This window comes from Brevibacterium sp. 1718 (genome assembly GCF_051131255.1).
Taxonomy (GTDB): domain Bacteria; phylum Actinomycetota; class Actinomycetes; order Actinomycetales; family Brevibacteriaceae; genus Brevibacterium; species Brevibacterium sediminis.
Genome location: NZ_CP186550.1, coordinates 1,017,466 through 1,036,405 on the forward strand (window position 1 = coordinate 1,017,466; position 18,940 = coordinate 1,036,405).

Sequence of the window (18,940 nt, forward strand, 5' to 3'; positions counted from 1 at the left end):
GAAATGAGGTGTGAGATCGATGTCGACTCCAGCAGGTGTTCCGACCCGTCCGGGCAAGATCATTGCCGTTCATGTGGCCTATGAGTCCCGTGCGGCACAACGAGGAAAGCGCCCCGCCCAGCCGTCGTACTTCCTCAAGGCGGCCAGCTCCGTCGCCGCCACCGGCCAGACCATCGAACGCCCCGCCGGCACCTCGCTGCTCGCCTTCGAAGGTGAGGTCGCCATCGTCATCGGCGCCTCCGCCCGCAACGTCACCGAGGCCGAGGCCTGGTCGTATGTCGCCGGCGTGACCGCGTCGAACGACTTCGGCCTCTACGACATGAAGACCCCGGACAAGGGATCGAACGTGCGCTCGAAGAGCCGCGACGGATACACCCCGCTGGGCCCCGAACTCATCCCCGCCGCCGAGGCGGCCCCCGACTCCCTGCGCCTGCGCACCTGGGTCAACGGCGAGGTCGTCCAGGACGACGGCACGCGAGCCGATCAGCTCATCTTCACCCTCCCGCGCATCGTCGCGGACCTCAGCCAGCACCTCACCCTCGAGCCCGGCGACGTCATCCTCACCGGCACCCCTGCCGGATCCTCCGTCGTCGCCCCCGGTGACACGGTCGAGGTCGAGGTCACGGCCGCCTCGGCGAACGGGGAAGAGCTGAGCTCAGGACGACTGACCACCACGGTCGTCGACGGCCCCGGAGACTTCGACGAGAACCTCGGCAGCCTGCCCGCAGTGAACGAAGCACTCACCGTCGATGCCTGGGGCTCACGCGAAGCCGCCCTACTCGCCCCGGAGGGCGATGCCGATGACACTGCCGCGACGGCACTCGGCGATGACCTCATCGCCAAACTCGCCGAGGCTCCGACCGCGGGTCTGTCGGCTCAGCTGCGGTCGCGCGGACTCAACAATGTCGTCATCGAAGGCGTGGCCCCGCTGAAGCCGGGCGCGAAGATCGTCGGCACCGCGAAGACGCTGCGCTTCGTGCCCAACCGCGAAGACCTGTTCAAGTCCCACGGCGGCGGTTACAACGCACAGAAACAGGCCTTCGACTCGATCCGCCCCGGCGAGGTCGTCGTCATCGAGGCCCGAGGCGAATCCGGCTCTGGCACCCTCGGCGACATCCTCGCCCTGCGCGCGAAATCACTCGGCGCCGCCGGCGTCGTCACCGACGGGGGAGTCCGCGACTCCGCCGAGGTGGCCGAGATCCTGCCCGTGTTCTCCACCGCGAAGCACCCCGCCGTGCTCGGCCGCAAGCACGTGCCGTGGGAATCGGACGTGGCCGTGGCCTGCGGAAACGCCACCGTCCTGCCCGGCGATGTGATCGTCGCCGATGACGACGGAGCCATCGTCATCCCTCGTGACCTCGTTGAAGAAGTCGTCGACGCGGCACTGGCGAAGGAGATCGAGGACGGCTGGGTGGCCGAACAGGTCGCCGCCGGCAACCCGATCGAAGAGCTCTTCCCGCCCAAGGGCGAATGGAAGGCGAAATTCGACGAGTGGAAGGCCTCACGGTGACTGCGACTGCGTCCCTGAGCAAGGCCGAGACCGCCTACCGGTGGATCCGCGAACGCGTCGCCGACCAGACCTATCAGCCCGGGCACAAGCTCGTGCTCGCGCAGATCGCACTCGAACTCGACACCTCAGTGGTGCCGGTGCGTGAGGCCATCCGCCGGCTGGAAGCCGACGGGCTCGTGACCTTCGAACGCAACGTCGGGGCCCGCGTGGCCATGGTCGACCAAGGGTCCTACACCCAGTCGATGGAAACGGTCGCGATCCTCGAGGCCGCGGCCGTCGCCCAAGCACAGGGCCACCTCGGCGTCGATGATCTCGATGCCGCGGAGCAGATCAACGATCGGATGCGGGCTCTGCTCGATGATTTCGAGCCGGCCGAGTTCACCCGGCTCAACCACGAGTTCCACGAAATGCTCTACCGGCGCTGCCCGAACGAGCGGCTGTGCACCCTCGTCGAACTCGAATGGGACCGGCTCAACCACCTGCGGGACTCGACGTTCTCCTTCGTCCCCGAACGAGCGCTCGAGTCGGTGGAGGAACACTCCCGCATCGTCGCCCTCATTCGAGCTCGCGCCTCGGCGCAGGAGGTCGAACGGGCCGTGCGCGAGCACCGCTCGGCCACTCTGCACAGCTTCCAGAACTCCCAGACGACCACAGCCCCAACCACGGATTTGCAGACAGATACAGGAAAGGACAAGTCATGACACAGTCCACCACCCCGCCGGCCGATTTGCCGGAGAAGATCCGCCACTACATCGGCGGAGAATTCGTCGACTCCATCGACGGAGACGAATTCGATGTCCTCAACCCGGTGACGAACGAGCCCTACATCAAGGCCGCCTCGGGCAAGAAGGCCGATATCGAAGCCGCCGTCGCAGCGGCGAAGACGGCCTTCGATGAGGGCCCATGGCCGCGGATGCTCCCGCGTGAGCGTGCCCGCATCCTCAACAAGATCGCCGATATCGTCGAATCCCGCAAGGACGAACTCGCCGCCATGGAGTCCTTCGACTCCGGACTGCCGATCACCCAGGCCAAGGGCCAGGCGGCGCGCGCGGCGGAGAACTTCCGTTTCTTCGCCGACCTCATCGTCGCCCAGGTCGATGACGCCTTCAAGGTCCCCGGCCGCCAGGCGAACTACGTCAACCGCAAGCCCATCGGCGTGGCCGGACTCATCACCCCGTGGAACACCCCGTTCATGCTCGAGTCCTGGAAGCTGGGACCGGCGATCGCGACCGGCAACACCGTCGTGCTCAAGCCCGCAGAGTTCACCCCGCTCTCGGCCTCCCTGTGGCCGGGCATCTTCGAAGAGGCCGGCCTGCCCACCGGTGTGTTCAACATGGTCAACGGCTTCGGCGAGGAGGGCTTTGCCGGCGATTCGCTCGTCAAGCACCCCGACGTGCCGCTCATCTCCTTCACCGGTGAGTCGAAGACCGGCCAGACGATCTTCGCCAATGCCGCCCCCTGGCTCAAGGGCCTGTCGATGGAGCTCGGCGGAAAGTCCCCGGCTGTGGTCTTCGCCGATGCGGACATCGAGGCTGCCGTCAACGCCACGATCTTCGGTGTCTTCTCCCTCAACGGGGAGCGCTGCACCGCCGGTTCGCGCATCCTCGTCGAGCAGTCGATCTACGACGAATTCGTCGAGCGCTACGCCGCCCAGGCCAAGCGCGTGAAGGTCGGTCTGCCGTCGGATCCCGCCACCGAGGTGGCTGCGCTCGTCCACCCCGAGCACTATGAGAAGGTCATGTCCTACGTCGAGATCGGCAAGTCCGAGGCCCGCCTCGTCGCCGGCGGCGGACGCCCCGAAGGATTCGAGACCGGAAACTTCGTCCAGCCGACCGTGTTCGCCGATGTGAAGCCCGACGCCCGGATCTTCCAGGAGGAGATCTTCGGCCCCGTCGTTGCGATCACCCCGTTCTCCTCCGACGAGGAGGCCTTGGAGTTGGCGAACAATACGAAGTACGGTCTGGCCGCCTATATCTGGACCTCGGATCTCAAGCGCGCCCACAACTTCTCCCAGGCCGTGGAGTCGGGAATGGTGTGGCTGAACTCGAACAACGTCCGTGACCTGCGCACCCCCTTCGGCGGCGTCAAGGCCTCAGGACTCGGCCACGAAGGCGGCTACCGGTCGATCGACTTCTACACGGAACAGCAGTCCGTGCACATCAACCTCGGCGAGGTCCATAACCCCGTCTTCGGAAAGCAGTGAAGCAGCCATGACCAAACGCACTGATATGACCCGGACCTCGGCCGGCTATTTCGTCAGCCAGGAGACGGGCATCGCCACCGACAACCCCATCGCCACACCGCAGTCGAGCCCGCCCAACATCCTCCGCTGCGCCTATATGGAACTCGTCGTCACCGACCTCGCCGCCTCGCGGGAGTTCTACGTCGACGTGCTCGGACTCTATGTCACCGAAGAGGATGAGAACACGCTCTACCTGCGCTCGACGGAGGAGTTCATCCACCATAACCTCGTCCTGCGCAAGGGCGAGGTCGCTGCCGTGGCTGCGTTCTCCTACCGGGTGCGCAGCCCGGAAGAGCTCGACAAGGCCGTGGCCTTCTACACGGAACTCGGCTGCGATGTCCGTCGCAACCCCGACGGCTTCGTCAAGGGCGTGGGTGACTCCGTGCGGGTGGTCGACCCGCTCGGCTTCCCGTACGAGTTCTTCTACCAGTCCGATCACGTCGAACGCATGTCGTGGCGCTACGACCTGCACATCCCCGGCGAACTCGTCCGCCTCGACCACTTCAACCAGGTCACCCCGGATGTGCCGCGTGCGGTGAAGTACATGCAGGATCTCGGCTTCCGTGTCACGGAGGACATCCAGGACGAGGAGGGCACGGTCTATGCCGCGTGGATGCGCCGCAAGTCCACCGTCCACGACACAGCGATGACCGGCGGAGACGGACCGCGCATGCACCATGTCTGCTTCGCCACGCATGAGAAGCACAACATCCTCTCCATCTGCGACAAGCTCGGGGCCCTGCGCCGATCCGACTCGATTGAACGCGGACCCGGCCGCCACGGTGTCTCGAACGCGTTCTACCTCTACCTGCGCGACCCCGATGGTCACCGCGTCGAGGTGTACACGCAGGACTACTACACCGGCGACCCGGACAACCCGGTCATCACGTGGGACGTCCACGACAATCAGCGCCGCGACTGGTGGGGCAACCCCGTCGTGCCGTCCTGGTACACGGACGCCTCGCTCGTCCTCGATCTCGACGGCAACCCGCAGCCCGTGCACGCCCGCACGGACGATTCGGAGATGGCCGTGACGATCGGTGCCGACGGGTTCTCCTACACCCGCGCGGATGAGAATGAGGGCAAGCTGGGCAACCAGCTCTGAAAGGAATCCACATGCTCGATGAGGCAACGATCGCGGTCATCGCCGACGATCTCGCTCAGGCGGAGCAGACTCGGTCGAAGATCGGTCTGCTCACCGCGAAGTATCCGGACATGACGGTCGAGGACTCGTATGCGGTGCAGAACGAATGGCGCCGTCGCGGTGAAGCCGCCGGTCGTCGACTCTATGGTCACAAGATCGGACTGACCTCGAAGCCGATGCAGCAGGCCACCGGCATCACCGAACCCGACTACGGAGCGATCTTCGCCGATCAGGTCTATGACACCGGGTCCGTGATCGACCATTCGCAGTATTCGGGCGTACGCATCGAGGTCGAACTCGCCTTCGTGCTGCGCGACGAACTGCGCGGACCCGACGTCAGTCTCTTCGACGTCCTCCGGGCCACCGAATACGTCGTCCCCGCACTCGAGGTGCTGTCCTCGCGCATCGAGATGGAGGGCCGCACGATCGTCGACACCATCTCGGACAATGCGGCACTGGGGGCGATGGTCCTCGGCGGCCGTCCCGTTGCCGTCGATGCCGTCGACCTGCGTCGCGTGAACGCCCTGCTCTACCGCAATGAGACGATCGAGGACTCCGGAGTCGCCGCCGCCGTCCTCGACCATCCGGCCCGCGGAATCGTGTGGTTGGCAAACAAACTCGCCGAGCACGGAGATGTGTTGCAAGCCGGAGAGACCGTGCTCGCCGGGTCGTTCACCCGCCCCATGTGGGTGCATCCCGGCGACACCGTGCACGCCGACTACGGAGAGCTGGGAGTCATCACATGCCGTTTCGAGTAGAGCTTCCGCAGACCTTCGCCGACCGGGTGGCCGGCCTCGGCGACGGGGAGTACCTGGCCGGGATGTGGGTGTGCTCGGGTTCGCCCGTGGCCGCCGAGATCGCCGCCGCCTCGGGAATGCAGTGGGTGCTCATCGACGCCGAGCATTCCCCGATCGGACTCGAGACGACGACGAGTCTGCTGCGCGCGATGAACGGCTACCCGGCGACCCCCGTCGTGCGGGTGCCGGTCAACGACACGGTGCTCATCAAGCAGCACCTCGACCTCGGCGCGCAGAATCTGCTCGTGCCGATGGTCGATACGAAATCCGACGCCGAGGCGGCTGTGGCGGCCGTCCATTATCCGCCGAAGGGTGTGCGCGGGGTCGGTTCGGCCCTGGCCAGGGCCTCCCGGTGGAACGCCGTGGACGGGTACCTGGGGCGCGCCGATGAGTTCGTGTCCCTGACGGTGCAGATCGAATCGGCGACCGCGGTGGACAACGCCGCTGAGATCGCCGCGGTCGACGGAATCGACCAGATCTTCGTCGGGCCCTCCGACCTGGCTGCGTCGATGGGTCTGCTCGGCCAGCAGACCCATCCGGACGTCACCGATGCGGTGGCCCGGACCTTCGAAGCAGTGAAGGCCGCCGGCAAACCCGTCGGTGTCAACGCCTTCGACCCCGAGCAGGCACGGAAGTACCTGGAAGCCGGAGCGTCCTTCGTCCTCGTCGGAGCCGACGTCGGTCTGATGATGAACGGCGCCCGCGCCTGGGCCGACACTTGGGTTCAGGACTGAGCTCGCTCCCAGCGGTGCCGGGCATCATCGTGGGCGGCGATGAGGAGTTCGTCGACCTGCTTCTCAGTGCGTGAGCCTGGATTCACGACCGCTACCCACCCCTGCCTGCGATACAGCGGGTGAGGGTGGATTGCGTCTGTGACGGACTGCTGACCCGGGGTGTCCGCGTTCGCGTCGACATCGGGGCCGGGCTCGCCGAAGAGTGCGGAGAACCGGGCACGCCCGATGTGGAGATTGAGCCTCCAGCGATCGGGAGCCGAGAGCTCGGAGGCCGTGTCGTCGGGGTAGTCCTTGGTGATGATGGTGGCGAACGGCTGAGTGTTCGCAAGCACTTCTCCGTCGGGAGCGAAATAGAAGAAGTGGTCTCCCCAGGTCAGCTCGGGGTACGGGCCGCCGGCCTCGGGAGCGATGTGGAGCAGTCCGTCGAGAGTGTGGAAACGGTCGATGATCTCGTGCATACTCATGGTTCAAGTGTGCACTTGAAGTGTTCATGTCGGGTTTTTGTCGGGAGGTGATCACTCTGCGCACTGCGGACGTGGCTTCGCTCAGCGGGTATTCGGTGCAGCAGATCCGTCAGCTCGAATCCCGCGGTGTCATTCCCGCAGCCGCTCGGGAGGACAATGGCTACCGGCGGTATTCAGACGTGCATGTCAGTGCATTGTCCGCATACCGTGATCTTGCTTTCGCCGTCGGTCCTGTTGCGGCCCGATCGGTGATGACCGAACTTCCGCGGCTCGATCCCCGTGAGGCGATCGCCCTTCTCACCGGCAAAGTGACTGAAGTGGACGAGCATCGACGTCAGGTCGTTGCAGCACGCTCGATGCTGCTCTCGATCCAGTCAGAAGCTGAAACTGCCGGCGAGCATGGGCGCGAGACGACCGACGAATCGATGACGATCACCGAACTTGCTGAGGCGGTGGGCGTGCGTGCATCCACGTTGCGATACTGGGAATCGGAGGGACTGACTACCCCGCTCCGGGTGGGCTCCGGAGCTCGAACCGCGCGTCTCTATCGGTTCGGAGCGATCAGAGATGCAAGGATCACTGCCGCGCTGCGGTCCGGAGGGTACGGCATTCACGAGATCCGCGAAGCTTTGGCAGTGGTGCGAGGGCTCGGTGATACGAGCTCGATGCTCGCCGCACTCGACGACAGACTGGACGATCTGGCGTTGCGTGGGGCGGCGGTCTTGCGAGCCGGGGGTGTTCTCGCCGGGACGATCGGCGGAGGACACCCCTGAGCTCACTTCTCAGTCCTTCTCGCGGCGGCTGCCGGAGATCAGCAGGATCGTCGAGCCGAGTCCGACGAGGACGATGCCCAAGCCGATGAGCATCCCGTTGCCTGTCGTGCCGGTGCGGGGCAGCTCACCGGATGGTGCCGGGGCCGCCGGAGATGCGGGGGTCTCGGGAGTTTCCGCGACCGGTTCGACCGGTGGGGTGTCTGGCTCCTCAGGTCGTTCGGGCGCTTCAGGCCTTTCGGGCTGTTCCGGCTGTTCCGGGGGAGCCGGCGGCATGCTTGGCTCCTCCGGCGGCGTGCTGGGTTCTTCCGGGGGAGTCGACGGCTTCTCCTCGGGTGGGCGGTGCACGGTCTCGGCGGGAACGCCCCAGTCGCTCGTCCACGCCTTGTTGACGTCGCTGCCCTCGATCGCCGTCACATAGGTGACCCAGCCGACGGACATGTCGATCGGCTCCGTGTCGATCTCGACGCGGCCATCCTCGTCGGCGTTGACGGTGAAGTCCTGCACGGACAGCTCGGTGCCGTCGGGCTTCTTCGACTGCGCGGGCTCGGTCTCCACGTGGTAGGCGGTGATGGTGAGGACGGCTTCGGAACCCGGCCGCAGTCCGGTCACGGCCACCTCGTCGTGGGTAGATGTCCCCTCGAGCACTGCCTCGGTGTCGGCGGTCGGAGTCCACGGGGCGAACCCCGTCTCACGGGGTTGGCCGTGGATTCCCTTCCATTCCTTCGTTGCCTTGTCCCCGGCGATCGTCTCGGTGAAGTACAGCCAGCCGCGGAAGTCCTCGGGCACGGTGATCTCGTCGGATGTGTGGGTGCCGTTGCCGACATTCTTCGAGGTCACGGATCCGATTTCGCGAGCGTCATCGTTCTTGATGCCCTGCCTCGGTGCCGTCGCGGTCTGCCACAGGGTGTGTTCGACGGTGACGGTGTGGTCGCCGATGAGGCCGGAGACGGTGAATTCGTCGGTGACCGTCTCACCCGGTGTCGGTGTCTGGTCGGAGATCTCGGTGGTCACCTTCGGCTGGGAACTCAGCTCCAGTGACGCCTTGTCCGTGACGGAATCGGGGGTGTCCGGGGTGATGACTCGCTGTACCCGAGTGCCGGACGTCGGTTCGAAGACGCGCACGGTCTGCGGGGCGACCTTCGCCGAGGCGGTCACGGACAGAGTGCCGGGGGCGCTCGCCCGCAGTGTCGTGGTCACGGGTTCCTTCCCCGTGGTCACAGTCGTCGGGGCTTTCGCAGTGCCGGTGGTCTTGAGCGTGACAGGAACGTCGGGGACCTGTGCACCTGAGGCGCTGAGCAGGGAGACCGTCAGCGTCGCCTCATCGGTGGGAGTACCGAGGACCTTCGGCTTGTCAGTTTTGTCGGAGGCCCAGGAGTCAGGAGAAGTGGTGGATTCCGGGGCGGCATAGGGTTCGAGCACGGGCATGCGCATGACCGGCTCGAGGCTGATGTCGAGGGTGTAGGGACCGGCCAACTTCTTGGCCTCGGCGAGGATCGTCGAGTGCTTCTTCGCGGCCGCCGCGAACTTCTTGCCCAGATCGGCCGGCTTCTGCGGCGGCACCTTGTGATCGTGGGGGAGCGCCTTGTCGAGTCGGGCCATCGCGCTCAACGCGGCCTGCACATCTTTCGACGTCGAGCCGGCATATTCGTGCAGTGCCCACGCTGTGCGAGCCGAGGTGACCGTGTCGGCCTTCGCATTCTTGAAGTACTTCGGCAGCGGAGACTTTTTGCCCGCATCGATGCAGTAGGCGGAGGTGTCAGGGAAGGTCCGGTAGGAGCCGTACCAGGTCTTGCCCTGTTTCGCATGGTGCCAGATGCCCGGACCGTAGGCGTTGGGTGCGGTGTGCACCGGAACCTCGCCGAGGCCGACCGGCGGTCCCGCGGCCATGGCCGGTCCCAGCCCGATGAGCGAAGCGATTGTGAGGACGGTGAGCAGCAGCGCGGTGCGCAGCGATGCGATTCTGAGAGTAGTCATGGACCGATTCGACATTGGGCGCTGGCTGGTCATCTAGGGCTGATTGAGGGGCTGTGGATACCGCTTTGAGCGTCCACAGGTTCTGACGTGTGAGTGGGGGAGGTGCTGGTCGCTGCAGGGAGGGGAGTGGCCCCGGGGAGGAACGGCCGCGTCGGGTGCGTGTGGTGGGCGATGCCGACCGTCGGGCGACGGTCGTGGGTGCAGGGGCGGTCTGGTTCCCCGGCCGACACAGAGTCGACGAAACTGCGTCCATCCACAGTCGAAAATGCTTGAGTGGGGCGGGGGACGTCGTTTGAAGAACGTGGCAGTCGGCTGAAGTGTTGCTGGACGGATACACGGCGGGGCCGTTCACGGCGGGCTGGGACTCTAGACTGAGGTGAGCGGAAATTCCCCCATCGCAGAAGGACAGACTATGTCGGCACAGAACGGTCCCGGTTCGCAGAGACCGCAGCCGCCCCAGGTGCAGGGCCCACCGAACCCGAACGTGCCCCCGGCACAGGGACAGATGCCGCCTCAGGGCCAGGTCCCTCCGCCGCAGCCACACAATCCGCAGCAGGGTCAGTCGCAGAATCATGATCGGTTCCGGCCGCGACCACAGGGGTCGCAGCAGCCACAAGTCCCCCAGCAGGCACCCGGCCGATCCATGCCGCAGCAGAACCAGCCGCCTAGGCAGTGGCAGCCGATGCCGCATCAGGGACAGCCGATGCCGGCGCCCGGCCGACCCATGCAGCCTCAGATGCAGCCTGTCCCCGGCCAACCCATGCCCGGTCAACCCATGCCTGGTCAACCCATGCCTGGTCAACCGGTGATGTACGCGCACCCGCCTGCGCAGGCCCGCGTCTATGCTCAGCCGCGGTTTGCTCCGACGGTGACGCAGGAGATGCGTATCCGTGCAGGCATGCAGGCACCCCAGCAGGTCGTCACCGACACTCCCTGGACCGGCGCCGTGCGGAAAACACAACCGGAGACCGAACCCGACTCGACCGGAAACATCATCCGGCTCGTCGCTGCAATCCTCGTTCTCGTCGGGCTTGTCATCGGATTGGCATTACTTGCCCTGCTCGGCGGACTGAGCTTCGGCGTCCGCCTCTTCGGTCTCATCGGACTCGCGGCGATCCCTCTTCTCGGCATAATCGCCTACGTCCTCTGGCTCGACCGCTGGAGACCGCAGCCGAAGCTCCTCCTGGGCATCTGTCTCCTCTGGGGTGCTGTCGCCTCGGTTATCCTCACCCTCGGCTTCTCACTCGTCGGTGAGGTCGCGCTCTATATGATCGGCATCAATGGTGTGCCCGACGTCATCGGTGCGGTGATTCAAGCTCCGATCCTCGAGGAATCGACGAAGACCGTCCTCCTCCTCGTCATCGTCCTTGCCGCTCGCCGCTATTTCGAAGGGCCCCTCGACGGGCTCGTCTACGGTTCGCTCATCGGTGCGGGCTTCGCCTTCACAGAGAACATCCTCTACCTCGGCCAGTCGTGGAACGACGGCGAGTTTCTGGGCCTCGCCATGACGTTCGCCATGCGCTGCCTCGGATCGCCGCTGCTCCACACGGCGTTCTCAACCTGCGCTGGTGTGTCGATCGGACTCGCCGCCCGCAAATGGCCGTGGTGGTCACTCATCCTCATGTGGCTGCCCGGACTTGCACTCGGCATGATCCTGCACGGTTTCTGGAACGCCTCGATGACGTTCCTCGGTGTCCTCGGCCAAGCGACCAGTGACGTGATGGGCGGAATGCTTCCGCAGATCATCGGCCTCGTCGTCCTCAGCGTCATCCTCTCCGCCGCCTGGGTGACGCTCGGTCTCATCCTGCGCCGCAGCGAACGCATGCACACTCAGAACATGCTCGGTGACTATGCGAACTCCGGTTGGCTCACTCATGCCGAGGTCGACATGCTCGGCACCTGGAAGGGCCGGAAGAACGGACGCGACTGGGCGAAGTCGTTCCCGGGCGGCAAGGAGGAGATGAAGACCATGATCCGCACCTCCGGCAAGCTGTCGACGACGCGGATGCGCGTGCTCGCCGGAATCGGCGGAGAACAGGAACGCAAGATCGAACGGGCCGAACTCCAGCAGTTCGCCGACGCCCGTGAACGTCTGCTCGCGGCCTCCAAACAGACCGCCTCCCAACAGACTGTGCGGTAAGTTCCAGCGGTGACGATCTTCGACATTCTCCTCATCGTCCTCGGCATCGGGGCGCTCTTCGCCGGGTTCCGCCAGGGCATCATCACCGCCCTCGGAACGGCGGCGGGCTTCATCGTCGGCTGGATCCTCGGCCGATTGCTCTCCCCGCTCGTCGAATCGCTGAGCGCCGGCACCGACGTCATGGACAACCAGGGCGTGCTCATGCTGCTGGCCTCGATGCCGTTGGTCCTCAGCGTCCTCTTCGCCTTCGCCGGCAGCGGCATCGGGGCGTGGATCAAGAACAATATGGACTCCGACCTCGGCCAGGGCATCGACGCCGTCGGCGGCACCGTCACCGCCGGAATCGTCTATGTCCTCGTCATCTGGCTCGCCGCCGGATTCATCCGCACCACCCCGCTCGTCGAACCCAACCGCTGGGTCGCCGACTCCTCCGTCATCGCCGCGATCGACCGCACCATTCCCTACTCCTCCCAGAACGCCCTGGGCGGACTGGCGAAAGGACTGAGCGCCTCCGGATTCCCTCAGGTGTTCTCCGGGCAGCCCGAACAGATCCGCGGAGTCGGAGAACCCGACGAAGGCATGGTCGACGTCGGACGCAGCGTCGAGGACTCGGTCGTCAAGATCACGACGACGGCCACCAGCTGCGCCGCCGGTTCGGAAGGCTCCGGCTTCGTCTATGAAGACGGACTCGTCGCCACCAACGCCCACGTCGTGGCCGGATCCACGGAGTTGGCCGTACAGGTCGGGGGCAAGGGCAGGCCCTACCGCGCCGAGGTGGTCGAATTCGACGCCGAAGCCGATGTGGCCGTGCTCCGGGTCCAGGGTCTCGATGCTCCCGCTCTCGACTTCGGCAACGGGCTCGGACCGGGAGACGACTCCGTCGTCGTCGGATTCCCCGCGAACGGTCCCTATACGATCTCACCGACCCGAGTGCGGGAGAAGATCAACGCCCGCGGACTCGACATCTACGATTCGCAGTCGGTCGTCCGCGAAGTCTATGCACTGCGTGGAATCGTGAGGGAAGGCAATTCGGGCGGACCGCTCATCGACGCCGACGGAAACGTCGTCGGCATGGTCTTCGCCCGCTCCGCCACCGATGACGAAACCGGCTATGCCCTCACCCGAGCCGAGATCGCCGACGAACTCGACGCCGGTGCCGCCGAGCGCACACCGCAGCCGACGGGGCAGTGCACGAACTGAAACCAGTGCACGAACTGACCCTGACTACTTGAGGTCGAGTCCGGCGAGGACGGCGCGGTGGTCGCTCGATCCGCGTTCGAGCACCTCGTCGGAGGTGGCGTCGAAACCACGGTAGAGGACATGGTCGAGCCGGGTGACGGGGAACTGGGAGGGCCAAGTGAAGCCGAAGCCGCCTCGGGCCTCTTCCCGGGTATCCTGCAGCGGCGGCACCAAGGTCTCCATATTGTTGTCCGTGGTCGCCGTGTTGAAGTCGCCGGCGATGATGACATGCTCGGCACCATCGGTCTCCACTGTCGTGGCCAGGCGGCGCAGAGCTGCGTTGCGCATCGATTCGTGCCCGGGGCGCACCGAAGGCATATGCACGGCATAGAAGCGGATGTCACCGTGATCGCTCGAGATCGTGGTCGCGAATGCGCGCGGCCACTGCAGACCGAGGTCGACCTCCTCGGGCTCCGACATCGGCCATTTCGACCACACGCCGATGGTGTCGACGACCTGCGAATGCTCGAACGAGGAGTCGAGCTCCTTGTGGATGATCTTGCCGGACAGGGATTCGAGTTCCTGGATCGTGACGATGTCCGGATCACGTCCGACGATGTTCTGCGCGGCAGCCGTGGGCTGTGGCATCCTCGCCCCCACATTGTGGGTGGCCACCGTCAGGTCCGGATCACCGGAATCCTCATTCGGCAGCAGGGCAGGGCCGAACATCCCCGTCCACACGAGAGCAGGCACGAGGAACCCGATGGCCGAGAGCCACGAGAAGCGGATGAGGAACATGAGCAGCACGAGCGCGAGGAAGATTCCCGTCCACGGCAGCACCGATTCGAGGATGAGCGCGATGCCCATCCGCGTCGGCAGCAGATCGTGGAGAAGCAGGAATGCCGCATAGAGGATCCCGAAGATCAATGCGGTGATGCCCTTCGCGGGGCTGTGCCTTCTGCGCGGTGAGGAATATGCCTGGTTCATCGATCAACGATCTTAACCGGGAAGTCTGGCCCCACGCTGGAAGCGACTTGCGACGCGGCTCACAGCCGCACGACGTCAGCGACGCGCTGTCGCGCTCCACACAGTCACATCGGGGTGGGTGTCGTAGCGATACCCCGAACCCCTCATCGTGCGCACCACGGAGGCATATTCGCCGAGGCGGCGCCGCAGTCGGCGGATGTGGACGTCCACGGTGCGTTCGTCGGGAACCTCACCGCCGGACCATACCGCGGTGATGAGGTCCTCACGGGGCAGGGTCTCATCGGCATGGGAGACGAGGGTGGCGAGCAGGTCGAATTCCTTCGTCGTGACATCGACGAGGTCGCCATCGATGCGGACCTCGCGGCGAGGGATGTCGATGCGCAGACGTTCGCCGGTGGCCTGGGTGTAGGCGTCGCCGGCCCGTCCGCCGAAACCGCGGGGTGCGAGAGCCGCCGGAGCAGCCTCCTCGCGCAGGGCCGGCGGGTGGATGCGGTTGGGAATGCGCGAACGCACGGGGCCGTGTGTCGCCGCCGGTGCACCGGTCGCGGCGGGGGAGCCGTTGGCCACGGCTCGCACGGCGTCGATATCGCTGCCGCGGCCCTCCGGTGCCAAGGCGATGACGGCCTGGGTCTCGGCCTGGCTGGCGAGTTCCTTGGCGTAGGCCTGCAGCTCAGCGGCGATTGCGGAGAGGTTCGTGCCGTCGGCGGCGGCCTTGGTCTCGTCGAGTCCGATGTAGACGATGATTCCGCGGGCGGCCTTCGGCGAGGGGACGACTCCGGCGGGCCCGTAGGTGTGCGGTGGGTTCTGCGGGTCGACTGCGCTCAACCTGGCTCCTGCACGTCGAGTGGCCACTGCACTGCGGGGGTGGACGTAGGCGGGTTCTGGATTCGGCATGGCTGTCCTTTGCTCCGACCATGAGGTCGATATGACTGGAAGAGTCCGCTGCTTGAGTGAACTCGTTCGAGGCCGGACAGCGGGAGTACGATCACCGACCACGAACGCAGGGCATACACATATGTGCGCCCGGCATTCGCATCTGATGGATCGTCGAAGTCATGACTTCATTATTTGTCACAAAACTTCGGCCGCGCAAAGGAAAACCCGAAAATGAGACGACTGTGACGAAATATGACGTCACAGTCGCCGGGGTCGACGACCGAAATCGTCATCCGCAGGTGCCGTCAGTCGACGATTCCGTACATCCGGTCCCCGGCATCGCCGAGTCCGGGCACGATGTAGCCCTTCTCGTTGAGCTTCTCATCGAGTGCCGCGGTGTACACCTTCACCTCGGCGGAATCGCTGTAGTCGCGCTCGATGCGCTGGACGCCCTCGGGTGCGGAGACGAGGCACACGGCGGTGACGTCGCGGGCTCCGCGAGCGAGCAGGAAGTCGATGGCCATGGCCAGGGTGCCGCCGGTGGCGAGCATCGGATCGACGACGAAGATCTGCCTGCCGGTGAGGTCATCGGGCAGGCGATCGGCATAGGCGCTGGGTTCGAAAGTGGTCTCGTCGCGGACCATTCCGAGGAAGCCCACCTCGGCGGTGGGGAGGATGCGCAGCATTCCGTCGAGCATGCCGAGCCCGGCGCGCAGGATGGGGACCACGACGGGGCGGGGCTCGGCGATGCGGGTGCCGACGGTCGTCGTCACCGGAGTCGAAATCTCCTTGTCTTCGACGGCCACCGAGCGGGTCGCCTCATAGGCGAGCAGCATGACGAGCTCTTCGGTGAGCTGTCGGAAACGAGCGGAATCCGTATTCACATCGCGCAGAGCGGTGAGTTTGTGGGCGATGAGCGGGTGGTCGGCTACGTGAAGATGCATACCCCAAATGGTACGGGAGAACTTCGGGCTTAAGGCAGTGGTCAACGCGGGGCGAAGCGTTCACAATGGAGGCATGTCGTACTTCACTGAGATCCTGGCCGATTCCGGCGATGGCTTCCGCGCCCTCGATGTCGACGTCCGTGACGCGAACGACCTCGATGACCTCGTCGATATGATGCGTTCGGCAGCCGGCGATGACGGAGAGGCCGTGGCCGTCATCGAACACGAAGACGAATGGTTCGGGCTCGTGCGCCTGTGCCGGAACAATGAGGTCAAGGTCTTCCTGTCCGATCTCGCCGCGGCAGAGGCGAGCCCGTTCGCGGAGATCTTCGCCGACTTCCTCGACTCCCGCCCCGATGCCTATGACGCCGAACCCGAAGAGGACTTCGGGGCCGAAGAGGATGAGGCCGCCGTCGACGAGGAGGACGACGAAGACGAGGTCGAAATGCTCGAGTTCGACGCCGATGCCGAATGGGGCGGAGACGCCGATATCTACTCCGACTGCGGAGTCCCCGCCGCCACCCTCATCGACCAGGTCGAAAGCTATCGGTCCGACCCGGCCCGCGTCGTCGCCCATGTCGGTGAGACCGTCGGCTTCGCCGATCAGCTCGAGGCCGCACGCTGACCGCTGCGTCCGTGACCCGGCTCGATGAATGGATGGGTCATGCCCTCGCCGAGGCGGCCCTGGCGCCCGCTCATGACGACGTTCCCGTCGGGGCCGTAGTCATCGACGGTGCCGGTGAGATCATCGGGCGCGGTCACAATCGACGCGAGATCGATGCCGACCCGCTCGGCCACGCCGAACTCATGGCTATCTCAGCCGCCGCCTCGGCGAGGGGCGAATGGCGCTTGGACGGCTGCATCCTCGTCGTCACGCTGGAACCGTGCGCGATGTGCGCCGGAGCCCTCGTCGGCTCCCGCATCGACAGGGTCGTCTTCGGGGCCTATGACGACAAGGCCGGGGCGGTCGGCTCGGTCTGGGATCTGCTGCGCGACCGCGCCGCACTCCACCATCCGGAGGTCACCTCGGGCGTCCGGGCGGAGGAGAGCCGGGCCCTGCTGAGGGAGTTCTTCGCGGCCAAACGCTGACGTGTCCCAGCTCACGGCGAACCGATTTGGACGCAGAAAGTCCGCCGCTGTACAGTTGTCGGCGGTGGCGTGTCCGAGCGGCCGAAGGTGCAACACTCGAAATGTTGTGTAGGGCAACCCCCTACCGTGGGTTCAAATCCCACCGCCACCGCCAAGGGAAACCCCTGATCAGACGCTTCTGGTCAGGGGTTTCGTCTGTCTCGTCGAAGGATGGCATCGGCGCGGGCAGAGGTGTGATGATTGACACACCAGGGTCGAGCGGCGAGACTTGCTCGGTGAAACAGAAAGAGTTTTCCGGGATATGGAATTACTTTTCGGTATCCCGGTCCGGTATCCGGGGTTGAAGACTCGACTGTCTCATTGCGCATGTTCAAGGCGCAGGGCCGACGACGATGATGTCGCCGGCTGACCAAATCGAACAACCTGAGGTGGTCCATGAAAATGGCTGACAACGACCAAGCGGTGCAGACCGCATCTTCGAGACCGGGGCTTCTCGACAAATTCTTCGAAATCACCCATCGAGGCTCGACGATCAGACAGGAGATCCGCGGAGGCATCGTCGCCTTCGTCGCGATGGCCTATATCGTCGTCCTCAACCCGCTCATCCTCGGCGGTTCCCAGGACGTCGCCGGTGACAGCCTCGACTTCGCTCAGCTGACCGCGGTCACCGGGCTCGTCGCCGGCGTCATCACGATTCTCTTCGGCGTCGTCGCCCGACTGCCCTTCGGCCTGGCCGCGGGCCTGGGCATGAACAGCTTCCTCGCCGTGTCCGTCGTTCAGGAGGTCACCTGGGCCGATGCGATGGGACTGGTGGTCATCAACGGCGTCATCATCGTCGTCCTCGGTGCCACGGGCATCCGCACCGCGATCTTCAACGCCGTCCCACACGCGCTGAAGATCGCCATCACTGTGGGCATCGGACTCTTCATCGCCTTCATCGGCTTCGTCAACGCCGGGTTCGTCACCCGCACCCCGGCCGGTCCGCCCGTCCAGTTGGGTCAGGACGGATCGATCGGCTCCCTGCCGACGCTGGTCTTCGTCTTCGCGCTCGTCCTCATCGGCATCCTCGTGGCGCGGAGGATTCCCGGCGGCATCCTCATCGGCATCATCGTGGCCACGATCGCCGCGATCATCATCCAGGCGTTCGCGAAGCTCGGCACCGTCGGCGACCCGGTCAATCCGGACCCGCTGGGCTGGAACCTCTCAGCTCCGGAATTCCCGAAACAGGTCATCGCCCTTCCCGACTTCGGTCTCATCGGCGCCTTCGACCTCGTCGGCGGCTTCCAGCACATCGGAGTCCTCGCGGCCACGATGCTCGTGTTCACCCTCGTGTTCACGAACTTCTTCGACGCCATGGGCTCGATGACCGGACTGGCCCGCAGCGCCGGACTGCAGACCGAGGACGGAATGTTCCCGCGCATCCGCGGAGCCTTCATCGTCGAAGGCCTCGGCGCGGTCTTCGGCGGCGGTGCCTCCGCATCGTCGAACACGGTCTTCGTCGACTCCGCAGCCGGAATCGCCGAAGGCGCACGCACGGGTCTGGCCGCCTGCATCACCGGTGTGCTGTTCCTGCTGTCGATGTTCTTCTCACCGCTCATCGCCGTCATCCCGATGGAAGCCGGAGCCGCTGCGCTCGTCGTCGTCGGCGCCATGATGGTCACGCAGATCCGCGAGATCGACATGACCGACTTCCGCACCTCGCTGCCGGTCTTCCTCACCATGGTGACGATGCCGCTGACCTATTCGATCGCCAACGGAATCGGCGTCGGATTCATCTCCTGGGCGCTCATCCACGCCATGAGCAACCGTGCCCGCCAGGTCCACTGGCTGCTGTGGGTCGTCTCGGCCGGATTCGTCCTGTACTTCGTTCGCGGCCCGATTTCGGCTATCTTGGGGGCATGAGAACAATGGTTGGACACTCAGCTTGGGGAAAGGGTCAGATCGCCCACGGGGCTTGACCTGCGGGGACGTCCAGTCCCCTCTTCCGCGTTCTTCTGCGCTGTTCGCATGGATAACCAGAGGCTCGAAGAACGAAGCAAATTGTTCCAACCATGCACTGTGCGCCTCAGTGGAGAGGCGCGGGAGGT

At 65.3% G+C, this 18,940-nt stretch carries 17 protein-coding genes and 1 tRNA gene; 13 read left to right on the plus strand and 5 right to left on the minus strand.

What is annotated here, in order from left to right:
• Positions 1–19 precede the first annotated feature (19 nt).
• From ACOZ9V_RS04350 to ACOZ9V_RS04375, 6 genes are read left to right on the plus strand one after another with little or no spacing between them, the layout of a single operon-like run.
• The gene (locus ACOZ9V_RS04350) at positions 20–1,510 is read left to right on the plus strand and encodes a fumarylacetoacetate hydrolase family protein (protein WP_434593966.1); all 1,491 of its coding nucleotides are present in this window, start codon (positions 20–22) and stop codon (positions 1,508–1,510) included.
• Positions 1,471–2,211, plus strand: a complete 741-nt coding sequence (locus tag ACOZ9V_RS04355) for a GntR family transcriptional regulator (protein WP_434593969.1) — start codon at positions 1,471–1,473, stop codon at positions 2,209–2,211. Before ACOZ9V_RS04350 ends, ACOZ9V_RS04355 begins: the two co-directional genes overlap by 40 nt.
• Positions 2,208–3,713, plus strand: coding sequence for a 5-carboxymethyl-2-hydroxymuconate semialdehyde dehydrogenase (gene hpaE / locus ACOZ9V_RS04360; protein ID WP_434593972.1), 1,506 nt, complete (start codon positions 2,208–2,210; stop codon positions 3,711–3,713). Before ACOZ9V_RS04355 ends, hpaE begins: the two co-directional genes overlap by 4 nt.
• A gap of 7 nt (positions 3,714–3,720) precedes the next feature.
• Positions 3,721–4,857, plus strand: a complete 1,137-nt coding sequence (gene hpaD, locus ACOZ9V_RS04365) for a 3,4-dihydroxyphenylacetate 2,3-dioxygenase (RefSeq protein WP_434593975.1) — start codon at positions 3,721–3,723, stop codon at positions 4,855–4,857.
• 11 nt (positions 4,858–4,868) lie between these two features.
• On the plus strand, positions 4,869–5,654 hold the full coding sequence (locus ACOZ9V_RS04370) for a fumarylacetoacetate hydrolase family protein (protein ID WP_139469275.1): 786 nt from the start codon (positions 4,869–4,871) through the stop codon (positions 5,652–5,654).
• The gene (locus tag ACOZ9V_RS04375) at positions 5,639–6,427 is read left to right on the plus strand and encodes an HpcH/HpaI aldolase family protein (RefSeq protein WP_139469277.1); all 789 of its coding nucleotides are present in this window, start codon (positions 5,639–5,641) and stop codon (positions 6,425–6,427) included. The genes ACOZ9V_RS04370 and ACOZ9V_RS04375 overlap by 16 nt, the downstream gene beginning before the upstream one ends.
• Here ACOZ9V_RS04375 and ACOZ9V_RS04380 read toward each other — a convergent pair.
• On the minus strand, positions 6,418–6,891 hold the full coding sequence (locus ACOZ9V_RS04380; protein WP_216657199.1) for a DUF6194 family protein: 474 nt from the start codon (positions 6,889–6,891) through the stop codon (positions 6,418–6,420). The two genes, ACOZ9V_RS04375 and ACOZ9V_RS04380, sit on opposite strands and share 10 nt — an antisense overlap.
• Positions 6,892–6,938: 47 nt before the next feature.
• On the opposite strand from ACOZ9V_RS04380, the gene ACOZ9V_RS04385 reads away from it, so the two are divergent.
• A complete protein-coding gene (locus ACOZ9V_RS04385) occupies positions 6,939–7,664 on the plus strand; it encodes a MerR family transcriptional regulator (protein WP_434593980.1) in 726 nt (241 codons plus the stop codon).
• A gap of 9 nt (positions 7,665–7,673) precedes the next feature.
• On the opposite strand, the gene ACOZ9V_RS04390 is transcribed toward ACOZ9V_RS04385, so the two are convergent.
• Positions 7,674–9,638 carry an LPXTG cell wall anchor domain-containing protein gene (locus ACOZ9V_RS04390; RefSeq protein ID WP_434593983.1) on the minus strand — a complete coding sequence of 655 codons (1,965 nt, stop codon included), beginning with the start codon at positions 9,636–9,638 and terminating at the stop codon, positions 7,674–7,676.
• An 880-nt stretch (positions 9,639–10,518) separates the two neighbouring features.
• On the opposite strand from ACOZ9V_RS04390, the gene ACOZ9V_RS04395 reads away from it, so the two are divergent.
• A complete protein-coding gene (locus ACOZ9V_RS04395) occupies positions 10,519–11,778 on the plus strand; it encodes a PrsW family intramembrane metalloprotease (RefSeq protein ID WP_434593986.1) in 1,260 nt (419 codons plus the stop codon).
• A 9-nt stretch (positions 11,779–11,787) separates the two neighbouring features.
• On the plus strand, positions 11,788–12,978 hold the full coding sequence (locus tag ACOZ9V_RS04400; RefSeq protein ID WP_434593989.1) for a MarP family serine protease: 1,191 nt from the start codon (positions 11,788–11,790) through the stop codon (positions 12,976–12,978).
• Positions 12,979–13,002: 24 nt separating this feature from the next.
• Here the strand turns inward: ACOZ9V_RS04400 and ACOZ9V_RS04405 are convergent, their stop codons facing one another.
• The 3 genes from ACOZ9V_RS04405 to upp all read right to left on the minus strand — a co-directional run bounded on the left by ACOZ9V_RS04405 (position 13,003) and on the right by upp (position 15,764).
• Positions 13,003–13,944, minus strand: coding sequence for an endonuclease/exonuclease/phosphatase family protein (locus ACOZ9V_RS04405; RefSeq protein ID WP_434593992.1), 942 nt, complete (start codon positions 13,942–13,944; stop codon positions 13,003–13,005).
• Positions 13,945–14,019: 75 nt separating this feature from the next.
• A complete protein-coding gene (locus tag ACOZ9V_RS04410; protein ID WP_434593994.1) occupies positions 14,020–14,838 on the minus strand; it encodes a winged helix-turn-helix domain-containing protein in 819 nt (272 codons plus the stop codon).
• 287 nt (positions 14,839–15,125) lie between these two features.
• A complete protein-coding gene (gene upp / locus ACOZ9V_RS04415; RefSeq protein ID WP_139469287.1) occupies positions 15,126–15,764 on the minus strand; it encodes a uracil phosphoribosyltransferase in 639 nt (212 codons plus the stop codon).
• Positions 15,765–15,837: 73 nt separating this feature from the next.
• On the opposite strand from upp, the gene ACOZ9V_RS04420 reads away from it, so the two are divergent.
• The 4 genes from ACOZ9V_RS04420 (at position 15,838) to ACOZ9V_RS04435 (ending at position 18,755) form a co-directional block, all read left to right on the plus strand.
• Positions 15,838–16,389, plus strand: a complete 552-nt coding sequence (locus ACOZ9V_RS04420) for a tRNA adenosine deaminase-associated protein (RefSeq protein WP_434593998.1) — start codon at positions 15,838–15,840, stop codon at positions 16,387–16,389.
• A gap of 32 nt (positions 16,390–16,421) precedes the next feature.
• Positions 16,422–16,853, plus strand: a complete 432-nt coding sequence (locus tag ACOZ9V_RS04425; RefSeq protein ID WP_434595349.1) for a nucleoside deaminase — start codon at positions 16,422–16,424, stop codon at positions 16,851–16,853.
• 63 nt (positions 16,854–16,916) lie between these two features.
• A tRNA-Ser gene (locus ACOZ9V_RS04430) sits at positions 16,917–17,007 on the plus strand.
• 287 nt (positions 17,008–17,294) lie between these two features.
• A complete protein-coding gene (locus ACOZ9V_RS04435; protein WP_264800756.1) occupies positions 17,295–18,755 on the plus strand; it encodes an NCS2 family permease in 1,461 nt (486 codons plus the stop codon).
• Positions 18,756–18,940: the final 185 nt, after the last annotated feature.